The organism is Dokdonia sp. R78006 (genome assembly GCF_042466145.1).
In the GTDB taxonomy this organism is placed as follows: Bacteria; Bacteroidota; Bacteroidia; order Flavobacteriales; family Flavobacteriaceae; genus Dokdonia.
The window spans coordinates 2,212,304-2,226,369 of the sequence record NZ_JAXHBU010000001.1 but is presented as its reverse complement, the minus strand read 5'-3'; the positions used below and the strand labels follow the sequence as shown (position 1 = coordinate 2,226,369).

The 14,066-nt window shown below is 38.2% G+C and carries 16 protein-coding genes; 14 read left to right on the top strand and 2 right to left on the bottom strand.

Annotation, left to right across the window (positions count from 1 at the left end):
- Positions 1-234: 234 nt before the first annotated feature.
- From SJY37_RS09995 to prfB, 4 genes are all read left to right on the top strand, one after another.
- A complete protein-coding gene (locus SJY37_RS09995) occupies positions 235-822 on the top strand; it encodes a hypothetical protein (RefSeq protein ID WP_298325716.1) in 588 nt (195 codons plus the stop codon).
- Positions 823-878: 56 nt separating this feature from the next.
- Positions 879-1,322: a GNAT family N-acetyltransferase gene (locus SJY37_RS09990; protein WP_298325719.1), complete on the top strand. Its 444-nt coding sequence runs from the start codon at positions 879-881 to the stop codon at positions 1,320-1,322.
- 40 nt (positions 1,323-1,362) lie between these two features.
- Positions 1,363-2,040 carry a tRNA (guanosine(37)-N1)-methyltransferase TrmD gene (trmD, locus tag SJY37_RS09985; RefSeq protein ID WP_298325723.1) on the top strand — a complete coding sequence of 226 codons (678 nt, stop codon included), beginning with the start codon at positions 1,363-1,365 and terminating at the stop codon, positions 2,038-2,040.
- 99 nt (positions 2,041-2,139) lie between these two features.
- A protein-coding gene (gene prfB, locus SJY37_RS09980; protein WP_298325726.1) for a peptide chain release factor 2 occupies positions 2,140-3,247 on the top strand; the annotation gives its coding sequence in 2 pieces (ribosomal slippage) (positions 2,140-2,202 and positions 2,204-3,247; 1,107 coding nt in all).
- A gap of 71 nt (positions 3,248-3,318) precedes the next feature.
- Here the strand turns inward: prfB and SJY37_RS09975 are convergent.
- Entirely contained in the window at positions 3,319-3,957 is a 639-nt protein-coding gene (locus SJY37_RS09975; RefSeq protein ID WP_298325729.1) for a CPBP family intramembrane glutamic endopeptidase, read from the bottom strand.
- Entirely contained in the window at positions 3,957-4,415 is a 459-nt protein-coding gene (locus SJY37_RS09970) for an Lrp/AsnC family transcriptional regulator (protein ID WP_298325732.1), read from the bottom strand. Before SJY37_RS09970 ends, SJY37_RS09975 begins: the two co-directional genes overlap by 1 nt.
- 259 nt (positions 4,416-4,674) lie before the next feature.
- On the opposite strand from SJY37_RS09970, the gene SJY37_RS09965 reads away from it, so the two are divergent.
- The 10 genes from SJY37_RS09965 (at position 4,675) to SJY37_RS09920 (ending at position 14,062) form a co-directional block, all read left to right on the top strand.
- Positions 4,675-5,889 carry an aminotransferase class I/II-fold pyridoxal phosphate-dependent enzyme gene (locus tag SJY37_RS09965; protein ID WP_298325735.1) on the top strand — a complete coding sequence of 405 codons (1,215 nt, stop codon included), beginning with the start codon at positions 4,675-4,677 and terminating at the stop codon, positions 5,887-5,889.
- 240 nt (positions 5,890-6,129) lie between these two features.
- A complete protein-coding gene (locus SJY37_RS09960) occupies positions 6,130-7,596 on the top strand; it encodes a Na+/H+ antiporter NhaC family protein (protein WP_298325738.1) in 1,467 nt (488 codons plus the stop codon).
- Positions 7,597-7,761: 165 nt separating this feature from the next.
- Positions 7,762-8,406, top strand: a complete 645-nt coding sequence (locus SJY37_RS09955) for a peroxiredoxin (RefSeq protein WP_298325741.1) — start codon at positions 7,762-7,764, stop codon at positions 8,404-8,406.
- Positions 8,407-8,420: 14 nt separating this feature from the next.
- Complete coding sequence (locus tag SJY37_RS09950; RefSeq protein ID WP_108878340.1) at positions 8,421-8,735, top strand: co-chaperone YbbN; 315 nt, start codon at positions 8,421-8,423, stop codon at positions 8,733-8,735.
- Positions 8,716-8,973: a DUF6952 family protein gene (locus tag SJY37_RS09945; protein WP_013749699.1), complete on the top strand. Its 258-nt coding sequence runs from the start codon at positions 8,716-8,718 to the stop codon at positions 8,971-8,973. Before SJY37_RS09950 ends, SJY37_RS09945 begins: the two co-directional genes overlap by 20 nt.
- A gap of 90 nt (positions 8,974-9,063) precedes the next feature.
- On the top strand, positions 9,064-9,618 hold the full coding sequence (locus SJY37_RS09940) for a DUF427 domain-containing protein (RefSeq protein ID WP_298325747.1): 555 nt from the start codon (positions 9,064-9,066) through the stop codon (positions 9,616-9,618).
- A 91-nt stretch (positions 9,619-9,709) separates the two neighbouring features.
- Complete coding sequence (tpx, locus tag SJY37_RS09935) at positions 9,710-10,210, top strand: thiol peroxidase (protein WP_298325750.1); 501 nt, start codon at positions 9,710-9,712, stop codon at positions 10,208-10,210.
- A gap of 112 nt (positions 10,211-10,322) precedes the next feature.
- Entirely contained in the window at positions 10,323-10,649 is a 327-nt protein-coding gene (locus SJY37_RS09930; RefSeq protein WP_051583939.1) for a diacylglycerol kinase, read from the top strand.
- 236 nt (positions 10,650-10,885) lie between these two features.
- Complete coding sequence (locus tag SJY37_RS09925; RefSeq protein WP_298325758.1) at positions 10,886-13,336, top strand: DNA translocase FtsK; 2,451 nt, start codon at positions 10,886-10,888, stop codon at positions 13,334-13,336.
- A gap of 6 nt (positions 13,337-13,342) precedes the next feature.
- A complete protein-coding gene (locus SJY37_RS09920) occupies positions 13,343-14,062 on the top strand; it encodes an outer membrane lipoprotein carrier protein LolA (RefSeq protein ID WP_013749707.1) in 720 nt (239 codons plus the stop codon).
- The last annotated feature ends 4 nt before the right edge of the window (positions 14,063-14,066 follow it).

Sequence of the window (14,066 nt, the reverse complement as noted above, 5' to 3'; positions counted from 1 at the left end):
CACAAGAGAGATTGCTTCACAGTAATCTTAAGCATATACATAAAGCCACCTCACCAGGTGGCTTTATCATTAAAATAACTAACACCAAAATGCCTTGCAAAAAGTTAAAGTGATTGAGATGGTTCTTAATTTTTAATAAAAAAGTCCAAAAGCTATATTTTGACGTATTTTTGTAAACCGAGGCAAGCATTAAAGCTATATTTTAGCCGCAATTATATTTAAACAACAACCTATATGAGATTTTTTACTAGAGCAATTGCTTTTATATTCCTCCTGTCATTTTCTGTGACACATGCTCAAGATGCTACTAAAACAATAGACGAACAATTTACCGAAGTCATCGAGGGTTCTAATAACTACCAGCAATTTAAGGTTATTGATAAAGTAAAAATGACGCGCTTACAACAAAATGCAAAAGCACGTATTGATGTATTGCAGTCAGAAATAGAAAATCTTAAGTCTGAAATGAATAAGCAGCAAACAGCTGCCTCAAAAGTAAGCGCCGACTTAGAAAAAATACAACTAACACTTACAGAAACTGAAGAGGAAAAAGACTCTATAAACTTCTTTGGAATCCAGATGAGCAAAGGAAGTTACCAGACCATGATGTGGAGTATTATTGGACTTCTATTACTTGGACTTGTGTTTTTTATTTTCAAATTTAGAAGCAGCAACGTACTCACTAAAGAAGCACAACACAAACTTGATGAAACAGAAGTTGAGTTTGATGAGTACCGTCGCAAAGCACTAGAAAAAGAACAAAAACTAGGACGCCAGCTTCAAGACGAGCGTAATAAAGCACTCAAGTCTGCAAAAGGATAGTCTGCTTATTTTTAAGAAAATCAAAAAATCTGTACTTTGTAGTACAGATTTTTTTTATGCATATACGCAAAGGCACCTTACAAGACCTAGACATCATAACACCACTGTTTGACGGGTATAGACAGTTTTATAGACAAGCATCAGACCTTGAAGGGGCAGGCGCATTTCTAACGGAAAGGCTTACCCATAATGAGAGTACTATTTTTATAGCCTTTCATGACAGGGAAGAAACGGAGGCCGTAGGATTTACTCAGCTTTACCCACTTTTCTCATCTGTGAGCATGGAGCGCATGCTGCTGCTTAATGATTTATATATAACCCCAACTCACCGTGGAAAAGGTATAGGTACATTACTCATAAACAGCGCAAAAGAACTATGCGTATCGTTACTGCAAAAAGGCATCGTTTTACAAACTGAGACTACAAACCCTGCTCAACAACTTTATGAGCGCCTAGGATTTAATAAAGACCCCGATTTACATTACTTTTGGGCTCGCTAGTATAATACCCCAATTACAATAGCTCAACCTTATTAAGATTATGAGAATAGATATCATTACCGTTGTACCAGATTTACTCAAAAGCCCTTTTGAGGCTTCTATAATGCAGCGCTCTATTGCAAAAGGATTAGTAGATGTGCAGTTTCATAATCTACGTGATTACACAGATACAAATTATAAGCAAGTAGACGACTACCAGTTTGGTGGAGGTGCGGGAATGGTAATGCAGATTGAGCCTATAGATAAATGTATCTCTAAGCTCAAATCTGAGCGTGATTATGATGAGGTGATCTATATGACACCAGATGGCGAGACCTTAGACCAAGGGATGGCAAATACCATCTCTCTCAAAGGAAATATCATCATTTTGTGCGGTCATTATAAAGGAGTAGATCAGCGAGTGAGAGATCATTTTATAACCAAAGAAATATCCATAGGAGACTACGTTTTAAGTGGTGGAGAGCTTGGCGCTCTTATACTCTGCGATGCGGTGATACGATTAATTCCTGGCGTGCTAGGTAATGAGACTTCGGCGCTTACAGATAGTTTTCAAGATGGATTACTCGCTCCACCTATTTACACACGCCCAGCAGAATATAAAGGCTGGAAAGTTCCTGAGATTTTAACGAGTGGTAACACTCCTAAAATTGAAGAATGGCGAGAAGAACAAGCATACCAAAGAACAAAAGAAAGAAGACCGGATTTACTAGATGAGTAATGAGTACGCTTTCGCGAAAGCGTAACCTCAACAATTAACATCACTTGGTTTCTTACTACATACATTATCAATTTAAACACACCACTTTCTGGGAAACATATGATTACAACAGATCACATAAAATCACTCCAAGAGCGCGTAGACGGCTTAAGGAGATATCTTTGACGTAGATCGCAAACGTATCGAGATACAAAACGAAGAAGAAAAAACCTTTGACCCAAATTTCTGGAACGACCCAAAAGAGGCTGAGGCCTTTATGAAAACCTTACGTTCTAAAAAGAAATGGGTGACAGATTATGAGGATGCTCAAACTTTTATAGAGGACCTTGAAGTCTTGTATGAATTTGCAAAAGAAGGAGAAGCTCCCGAAGAGAATGTGCAAGATCGTTACGACAAGGCAGCTGCTTTTATAGAAGATATCGAGTTTAGAAATATGCTCTCAGAAGAGGGTGATGAGCTAAGCTGTGTCTTACAGATTACCGCCGGAGCCGGTGGTACAGAGAGTTGCGACTGGGCATCTATGCTTATGCGTATGTACTTAATGTATGCAGAAAAACAAGGCTGGAAAGTAAAAGAGCTTAACTTTCAAGAAGGTGATGTAGCGGGTATAAAAACCGTATCGCTAGAGATAGAAGGAGACTTTGCTTTTGGATGGCTTAAAGGTGAAAACGGTGTACACAGACTGGTGCGCATCTCCCCTTTTGACAGTAATGCAAAACGCCATACTTCATTTGCATCGGTGTATGTATACCCACTTGTAGATGATAGTATCGAGATAGAAATTAACCCAGCAGACTATGATATTGTAACCGCTCGATCTTCTGGTGCTGGAGGGCAAAATGTAAACAAGGTTGAGACTAAGGTCCAACTTACCCACCACCCTACGGGTATACAAATCTCTTGTTCAGACTCGCGCTCACAACACGACAACCGTGCAAAAGCATTACAAATGTTACGCTCGCAGTTATATGAACTTGAACTACGTAAGCAAATGGAAGCCCGTAATGCGATAGAAGCAGATAAGAAAGCCATTGAGTGGGGATCACAAATACGCAATTACGTATTACATCCTTACAAGCTCATAAAAGATGTACGTAGCGGCGTAGAAACTGGTAATACAGATGCTGTTCTAGATGGAAACATCGACCTTTTCTTAAAAGGATATCTGATGATGATGGGACAAGAAGAAGCCAGTGATGAGCTTTAAAAAGGATCAATTTTAAATAAAAAAAAAAGCCAATCGAGAGATTGGCTTTTTTATATTTAATAAGTGTTTTTTTAACAAGCCTCCATGCCTGGGAATGCAAGCATCTGCCCCATCCCTACTGTAAACAACCAGTTACCGTATAAAGCATGCTCTATAGATACCAGTGAAGTCGATCTTGTTTTCTTAAAGGTATAAGCAAATAATAATCCTCCTAAAAATGTAAGCACAATCACTAAGGTGTTGCGTAAAAACAAGTGCGCCATTGCAAACACAATAGCATTTACTACAATAAGCAATCGCTTGTCTTTAAAAAAAGTTCCGTAACGATTAAAGAAAAAGGTTCTATAAATCACTTCTTGTGGCCATACTGACAGAAAGGTGTAAAACAGTAATATCATCACCCACAATCCTGGATTGCTTAATGGCACGCAGAATAAACTTGAAGGCTGCACCACATAAACATATATGGTTGTAATAATTGCTATAGCAATAAGTTTCACGGTAGTCTTCTTTATAAAAGAGTGCCAATTTATAGAGCGCTCCAGTTTGAAACTTACAGAACCACTCTTAAAAAGCATTACAAGTAAATAGGTAAAACCTATGAGTACACTAGCTACTTTTATTTTGAAATCATAAGGCAGCAAGAGGCTTAATGGCAATAACACAAAGAGCACAAAAAACTCCGAAAGCACATAGTGTTTGCTATTCATTACACGGAGATTGTTGTGGTATTCTTCACCTCACTTATCGTAAAGGAACTCTGCGTACTCCCTATATATTTAAGCGTAGTAAGCTTGGTTACCATAAAATTACGAAAGTGCTCCATATCTCTCACAAGCACCTTTAATAGATAATCATAGTCACCACTTACGTGAAAACACTCTAGCACCTCATCAAGTGCGGTCACCTCTTTCTCAAAAGAATCTATAGCATCCTTCGCATGTTTTTCTAGTTTCACATGACAAAACACTTGAAAACCAAGTCCCACTATCTCCTTATTAATGAGTGTGATATATTGTGAGATAACACCAGAGCGCTCCATCTTTTTTACACGCTCATAAATAGCAGTTACAGAAAGGTTCAACTTTGCAGAGAGCTCTTTATTTGTAATTTTGGCATCATGTTGAAGGTAACCTAGTATCTTTTTGTCTATCTCGTCTAGTTTCATGGTAGAAAAATTATCAGTGAGGATTATTATTTTACGCTTTCTCGAAAGCTAAATTCTATTTTCTATCAAAAATACAGTTTTAAAATCTATAATTAACCCCTTACGTTGACTATAAATCTACAATCACATACATTTACGAAACATAATCACACGCTCCCCAATTGACTAATTAGATGACAATTACTTTGATCCTGTAACACTAACAACCAATGTACTAGAAAGCCTCAACAGGTCTCTAATACAAAAACCGATATCAACCATGAAATTTAAACCAGCAAACGAGATTCAAGATTTACAATATTTTGGAGAATTCGGAGGAGTAAACCCTTCTATATCAGACAGCTCTACTTATACATTCCTTTCGGCAAAAACAATGTTCGACACCTTTGAAGGAAATGCAGATGGATGTTATTTATACTCTAGACACAGCACTCCATCAAACTTATATCTAGGTGCAGCTCTTGCCGCAATGGAAGGAACAGAAACGGCAAACGTTGCCGCCAGTGGTATGGGAGCGATTACACCTGTATTACTACAACTCTGTGAAGCTGGAGATCACATCGTCTCTAGCCGTACTATCTACGGAGGAACGTATGCATTCTTAAAGAATTTTGCACCAAGACTTAATATTACAACGAGCTTTGTAGATATCACAAATCTTGAAGTAGTGGAGGCTGCTATTACAGAAGACACAAAAGTGCTGTACTGTGAGTCTGTTAGTAATCCGCTTTTAGAAATTGCAGATATTGCAGCACTTTCGGCAATTGCAAAAAGGCATAACTTGAAACTTGTGGTGGATAACACATTCTCTCCACTTTCTATATCTCCTGTAAATCACGGAGCAGATGTGGTGATACACAGTCTTACTAAATTTATAAATGGATCCTCAGACACTGTAGGAGGTGTGGTTTGCGGCACTCAAGAGTTTATCGATGCACTACGCAATGTAAATGACGGAGCAAGTATGCTACTAGGCCCTACAATGGATAGCTTGAGAGCTGCTTCTGTTCTCAAAAACTTACGCACTTTGCACATCCGCATGATGCAACATAGCTACAACGCAATGTTCCTTGCGGAGCGTTTTGAAAAGTTAGGGCTAAGAACCGTTTATCCTGGTCTTATATCACACCCAAGTCACGAAGTGTTTAATAGACACATGAACGAAAAATATGGTTACGGAGGAATGCTCACAGTAGATGTGGGCTCTCTAGACAACGCAAATGCATTGATGGAATTAATGCAAGAAAAGAATCTTGGATACCTAGCGGTGAGTTTAGGTTTTTACAAAACACTTTTTAGCGCTCCTGGAACTTCGACTTCTTCAGAAATTCCAGAAGACGAGCAAGCAGCGATGGGACTTACGGATGGTCTTATACGCTTCTCAATAGGTCTAGATGCAGATATAGAACGCACCTATGAGATGATGAAGTCTTGTATGGAAGAGATAGGAGTTTTACAATCTGTAGTGGCATAACTTTTTTCAATTTTGTTGATATGCGAGGATGAAGCATAACCGCTTTGTGCTCGCTTTTTTTTTGAACCGATCTATTTTAGGCACTTTAAAGACAAGTAATTTGTGATAACTCAAATAGATAGCGCTTTGAGTTATTTTTATTTAAAATACTATATGATGTTACATCGCTGGTTTTTGAGCATACACCTTGCAGAATACCTCCTATTATTGTAACATTACGGATAGAAACCGCACACTCTCATGAATAAAGAACTGGAAGATCAAAAAAACCATCATATTGTTAACAATCGCGAATTAAATTTATGGGAAGCACTTATTCCAGTGGTGATTCTTATGTGCTTATTAGCCTATAATATTTTCTTTAAGGATGGTGAGTGGCTAGGCGAATATTCAAATCAATATATCCTTTTAATGGGTGGAGCGGTAGCAGCTATTGTAGGCTTCTTAAATAAATCCACACTGAGCACAATGCTTGCCGAAGTATGGGAAAACCTCAAAAGTGTTTTTGTACCCATCATGATTTTGTTTCTCGTAGGAGCGCTAGCTGGTAGTTGGCTTGTGAGTGGTATCATACCAGCAATGGTGTATTATGGACTTCAAGTACTCAACCCTACTATATTTTTACCAGCCTCAGTAATTATTGCTGCTATTATCTCAATTGCCACTGGAAGCTCATGGACCACCTCTGCAACCGTAGGTATTGCATTGATAGGTATAGGACAAGCACTAGGTATTGACACGGGAATGATAGCGGGAGCTGTGATTTCTGGCGCATACTTTGGCGATAAAATGTCACCACTTAGTGATACGACTAACCTAGCTCCAGCTATGGCGGGAACAGATTTGTTTACACACATAAAATACATGACACTCACAACGGTACCTACTATTGTGATTACACTCATTGTTTTTATCATCATCAGCTTGAGTATAGACACTACTGGTACGGCGGATATCACTGCGCTCCTAAGTGTGATAGATGACACATTTAATATCACTCCACTACTATTTATTGTTCCAGGAGTTGTGATTGCACTCATTGTAACGAAGACAAAACCATTAATTGCCCTAGGAGTAGGAGTTATTCTTGCTGCAGTGTTTGCCTACATTTTCCAGCCAGACATTTTAAACATACTATCTACTTCAAAAACAGATGCTATTCTCACAGCTATCTGGACAGATACCGCTATCGAAACGCCTAACGAAACACTCAACGAACTTTTCAGTTCAGGAGGGGTACTTGGTATGCTATGGACAATATTACTTATATGTTGCGCTATGGTTTTTGGAGGAATTATGGATGGTATAGGAGCATTAGCTCGTATTACTAAAGCATTATTAAGTGTGGCAGATACTGTTTTTGGACTCTTTGCAAGTACTGTAATTTCTTGTCTTGGTCTTAATGCTATTGCATCAGATCAATATCTTGCCTTGGTTATCCCTGGTAAGATGTTTAAAAAAGCATATGAAGACAAAGGTCTTGCTCCAGAAAACCTATCTCGTACGCTAGAAGATTCTGGAACTGTTACCTCTGTTCTTATCCCTTGGAATACTTGTGGAGCTTATCAAAGTAGCGTTTTAGGCGTAGGTGTTGGTGAGTATTTCTTATACGCCATCTTTAACTGGCTTTCTCCATTTATGACTTTACTATTTGCTGCTTTTAATATTAAAATCAGACAACTTAAAGATGCTCGTTCGGCGGCTTAATGATTTTAAAATTACGCTTTCGCGAAAGCGTAACCACTACATTTACAACTCCTAAGGAGTGGGCATAAGTAAAATCAATACTACTATAACATTATCCCATTTTACTATATAAAATGACAACACTTTTCTAGGTATTTTTGCACTCGAATAAAAAAACCTAGAACAATGACTTTAGTTGGTAAAAAATTCCCAAACCTTGCTGTTGACGCAATGGATGAAATGGGAGATACTTTTAAATTAAACATCTTAGAAAAAGCTAAGGAAGAAGGAAAGAAAATTATTCTTTTCTGGTACCCGAAAGATTTTACATTTGTTTGTCCTACTGAGCTTCACGCTTTTGAGGCAGCAAAACAAGCATTTGCAGATCGTAATACGCTTGTAATTGGAGCTTCATGTGATACTCCAGAAGTACACTTTGCGTGGTTAAACACTGCAAAAGATAATGGAGGTATAGAAGGTGTAACATACCCTATTCTTGCAGATACTAACCGTAACCTTGCAAACCAACTTGGGATTCTTGACGTGACAAACGAGCGTTTTGATGAAGAGACTGGAACTGTTATGGTAGATGGTGACAATGTTACTTACAGAGCGACTTACCTTATTGATGAGGAAGGAACTGTTTTTCACGAAGGCGTAAACCACATGCCTCTTGGTCGTAATGTAGCAGAGTTCTTGAGACTTGTAGATGCTTACACACACGTACAAGAAAAAGGAGAAGTTTGTCCTGCAAACTGGGAAGATGGAAAAGATGCAATGAGCGCAAACCGTGATGGTGTTGCTAGCTATCTTGCTGCACACTCTAACTAAATAATAAAGAAGCTATGATTCAAGAATTAGATCAAGATAACCTTAACCAGATTGTTGCAGATAATGATACTGTTATTGTACAATACAGTGCAACATGGTGTGGTAACTGTCGTATTATGAAGCCTAAGTTCAAGAAACTAGCTTCAGAAAATGAAAATGTGAAATTTGTAATAGTAGATGCAGAGAAGAATCCAGAGTCACGTAAAATGGCAACGGTAGATAACCTTCCTACATTTGCAACGTTTACAAAAGGAGCATTTAAAAATCAAGTGCAAACTAACAAGTTTGACGTACTTAAAGATCTCGTAAATGAAGTTACCAGTAATTAAACACCTCGTAAGTTTTATAGAAGAAAATGATCAAGATTTTCTTATTGAGACTGTGGAGACTTTAGAAAACCTTACAGAAGTTCCTTCTCTTAAAGATGAAGAGCTAGACGTTATAGGCGAACTAATTTCAAATATGTATGGTGCGCTTGAAGTGCACAAAGACATACAAAGTGGTACAGCAAAGAAAGAAGCTCTCAACGGCTTCATGCAACGAGTGATGGGATCTATAGACAATTAAGTCTACCTCGTACATAATTTTTAAAATGCGATGTCTTACAGATATCGCATTTTTTTTATACGTTCTTTTAAAGTTATCTTTAGAATAAAAATGAAAAAAGCACCTAGCTGGATACTAGAACACCGCGACTCTTGGGAATATAGAGGTCAAAAAAGACCGCCATTTGCAATCACCCCTTCCGAGGGACAAGAATCTGTATGGGATTACCCAAGACCACCAAAAATTACAATAGATCAAAGACAGATTATTGTAAAGCACGAAGACACTGTTATCGCTGCTACTACTAGAGCTTTTAGAATTACTGAAACTGCTAGCCCGCCCACATATTATATTCCGCAGGAGGATATAGATATGGAATTGCTTGAGGAGGTCGTTGGTAGTTCGCACTGCGAGTGGAAAGGAGCTGCGGCTTACTGGGATATCATACTACCAGCAACCACTTTTAAAAATGCAGCATGGAGTTATCCAGATCCCTATGAAGAATTTATAGACATAAGTAATAGTATCTCGTTTTACCCAGCGATTCTAGATTGTTATATAGATGATGAGAAAGTACGCCCACAACCCGGAGGTTTTTATGGAGGATGGATTACTGATGAGATCGTAGGTCCTGTAAAAGGGGAAATACCAGAAGCATCCTTATAGATACACTCTATTTACTTAAAAATTTCTTTACCATACTTTTAATAAAATTGCTCTCGCATTTCTGTACTTTTACGTAACCAAAAAAAATAATATGGCAAATATAACTTTAGGCGGAAACGCTGCAACAACGATAGGAGAACTTCCAAAAGTAGGAACAACAGCTCCAGATTTTTCACTTTCAAAAAATGACATGTCTACTGCAAGTCTTGCAGACTTTAAAGGGAAACGTGTTGTATTAAATATATTCCCATCGGTTGATACTGGTGTTTGTGCACAATCTGTACGCACGTTTAATGAGAAAATTTCAGGTGCAGAAAATACAGAAGTCCTTTGTATTTCTCGTGACCTACCATTTGCACAAGCTCGTTTTTGTGCAGCCGAAGGTCTAGATAATGTACACACTCTTTCTGACTTTAAATCTGGTGATTTCGGAAAAAACTATGGGGTAACTATAGAAGGTGGAGCCTTTGAAGGTCTTCACTCAAGAGCTGTAGTCGTACTCGATGAAGCTGGAAAAGTAATCTATACAGAGCAAGTACCAGAAGTAGGTCAAGAACCTAACTATGAAGGTGCAATGAGCGCTCTTAAATAATATACATACCTTTAATGCTGAGTATATCACAGACTGATATACTCAGCATTTTTTTTAACTATACACCTCCACTCCATTGCCTATTAAATTTATTACTGGAAGACTTAAGGGAATGAAATACTCTCTTCAAGGAGGTATACAACTTATACGCTCTGAGGCTAGTATCCAAGTACAATTTGGCGTTGCCATCTTGATTACTATTGCTGGATTATACTATAACATCTCACGCACAGAGTGGATTGCCCAAATATTATGCATAGGCCTCGTAATGACCGCCGAAGGTCTCAATACCGCCATAGAAGGAATTGCAGATTTTATACATCCAGACTTTCATGAGAAGATAGGTCGCATCAAAGATATTGCTGCGGGTGCCGTAGGTATCGCAGCGCTAGCGTCTGTGATTGTGGCTGGGATTATCTATATACCTCGCATTTTTTAAATGCTCTAGTAGAAATTAAGCGTCTTGCTTTCTAGATGTACACCAACTATATAAAGTTATTTTTTCTACAGAATTCACCTTACGCTTAGTGATTCTTTCTTGTTGATTTACAACTCAAAATAATTGCAGAAAATCTCCTTCTACAATTATCACTTCTACAACGCACCAAACCACCTATTTTTCCGTTTCAATATTGTACTTTTATCTCCCACCAAAAAACAACCTTGAACGCTTCTATGGCAAAAAAGAAATCCACGGCTAAAAAAACAAATACTAAGACTCCTAGAAAATCTATCTCCTTTAAATTGACGCGCCAGCAGCAAATCATTTTAGGATGCTTTTTATTCTTACTCGGTCTTGGCTTGCTGTTCTCTTTTATCTCATACTTATTTACCTGGAAGGTAGATCAAAGTCTTATTGCTACAGGAACGAGAGAAGACGAAGCCTCAAACTGGCTTTCTCTTGTGGGTGCACGCATAAGCCATTTCTTTATTTACAAAGGTTTTGGTGTTCCAGCGCTCGCACTTTGCATTCTTACTTCGCTCACTGGAGTACATTACATTTTTGATTATGCAAAGACGTCATTAAAAAGATTTTGGTTTTGGGGAATATTGCTCATGCTTTGGCTAGCTGTATTTCTTGGATTTTTCCATAAAAAGAATGATATCCTTGGAGGTACCGTTGGTTATGAAATCAATGACTTCTTGCAAGATTATTTGGGTCTTGCGGGAGCAATCATCGTGATGGCTTTTCTAGCTATTGTCTATCTAGTTGTCCGTTTAAAACTTACACCTGAACGTATATCTACTTTTATAAACAAACAACGTAGTGATCTCGCTGGTGAGTTTTCAGAAGATGGAAAGGAACCTATTATAGTAGATAACTCCTCTACTTACGAAGCCGAAGAATTTTTAAAAGGAACTAAGGTTGAGGATGAGACCGCTTTCGCGAAAGCGGAAACCGCAACACCTCCTAAGACATCTACATTTGAACAAAACGTTCAAGATTTACAACCTACACTCACCAAAAAAGAAGCGGAACCTACAAGTAGCTTCCAAGTAACGAAAGCTCCAGAGGAAGAAGTTGTCGTACCTGTGGAAGAAGTTGCTGTAGAGGTAGAAAAACCAATTGAAGAGGAAGAACTCACCGATAACCTGAGCTCAAAACTAGTTGCAGATTTTGGCGAATTTGACCCTACCTTAGAACTTGCAAAATTTAAGTTCCCTCCTATTGATCTATTAAAAGATTATACAAACGGACAAGGTATCACCATTAACCAAGCAGAGCTTGAAGAAAATAAAAATCGAATTGTTGAGACGCTTAACAACTATAAAATAGGGATCTCAAACATAAAAGCAACCGTAGGGCCTACGGTGACATTATATGAGATTGTTCCTGAGGCTGGGGTTCGTATTTCAAAAATCAAGAATCTTGAAGATGATATTGCTTTATCACTCAGCGCACTCGGCATTCGTATTATTGCTCCTATCCCTGGACGTGGTACGATAGGTATTGAGGTACCTAATAAGAATCCGCGTATTGTGAGTATGCGCTCTGCAGTGGCCAGTAAGAAATTCCAAGAAGCAGAAATGGAGCTACCACTTACACTAGGTAAAACCATTTCAAACGAAACTTTTGTGGTAGACCTTGCCAAAATGCCTCACCTACTCATGGCAGGTGCAACAGGACAAGGTAAATCTGTTGGTCTTAACGCAATCCTAACTTCGCTACTGTACAAAAAACACCCTGCCGAAGTGAAATTTGTACTGGTAGATCCTAAAAAAGTGGAGCTTACTTTATTTAACAAGATAGAACGTCACTATCTCGCAAAACTTCCAGATACAGACGAAGCCATTATCACAGATAATTCTAAGGTGATTAACACGCTTAACTCTCTATGTATAGAGATGGATAACCGTTATGACCTGCTTAAGGATGCAATGTGTCGTAACATTAAGGAATACAACGTCAAGTTTAAGGCACGTAAGCTCAATCCAGAAAATGGACATAAGTTCTTACCTTATATTATACTAGTAGTAGACGAGTTTGCAGATCTTATTATGACCTCTGGAAAGGAAGTAGAAACACCAATAGCAAGGCTTGCACAGCTTGCTCGTGCCATTGGCATTCACTTAATCATTGCAACACAACGTCCTTCTGTGAACGTGATTACGGGTATTATTAAAGCTAACTTCCCAGCTCGTATCGCTTTTAGAGTAACTTCAAAAATAGATAGCCGCACGATTCTTGACACCTCTGGTGCAGACCAACTTATAGGTCGTGGTGACATGTTGTACACACAAGGTAATGACGTGGTGCGTATACAGTGTGCCTTTGTGGATACTCCAGAAGTAGAACGTATTGTAGATTATATAGGAAATCAAAAAGCATATCCAGACGCTCACTTATTGCCAGAATATGTAGGTGAAGAGAGTGGCACAAGTCTTGATATAGATGCTTCAGATAGGGATGCTCTCTTTCGCGATGCCGCCGAAGTATTGGTCATTGCACAGCAAGGAAGTGCTTCTCTATTACAACGTAAATTAAAACTAGGATACAATAGAGCTGGAAGAATCATAGATCAACTAGAAGCTGCAGGTGTGGTAGGTCCTTTTGAAGGAAGTAAAGCACGTCAAGTACTAGTTCAAGATATGGCTGGACTGGATCAACTCCTAAATAATGACTAAATAGAAATGAAAAAGAAACTTATTTTTTGGCTGGCTCCTATCCTTTTTAAGAAAGTGTTAGTTCCTGTCGCAGTAAAAGGTTACCGCAAATTTGCAAAACGTGCAATGCCTGTGGTATTGTTGTTATTTATGACCGCTTTCGCGAAAGCACAAACAGCACAAACTCTACTTAAAGAGGTAGACACCAAGGTAAAAAGCTATGACAACATCGCTATTGATTTTAAATATGCCTTAAGCAATGAAGCCGAAGGTGTAAATCAAGAGACTAAAGGAAACGTAGTAATGGCTGGTAACAACTACAAGCTTTCTCTTATGGGGACTACGCAATTATTTGATGGAAAGAACGTTTATACTATTGTTCCTGAAGATGAAGAAATCACCATTAGTGCAATGAGTGATCAAGATGAAAATGCAATCACACCTTCAAAAATGCTATCCTTCTTTAATGAAGGTTACACTCAGAAGATGGACATTGTACAAAAAGTAAACGGTAGAGAAATACAGTTTGTAAAGCTTACTCCTATGGACTCTAATAGTGACGTAAAATATACGTTACTTGGTGTAGATGCACAGACTAAGCATATTCACAAGCTTATTATCACACAAAAGAATGGTACTAAAGTGACTATTACTGTAAATTCATTTAAGCCTAATCAACCTTTGGCAAAAAATGTATTTGTTTTTGATAAGACGAAGTACGCAGATTATTACATCAATAAATTATAATAGT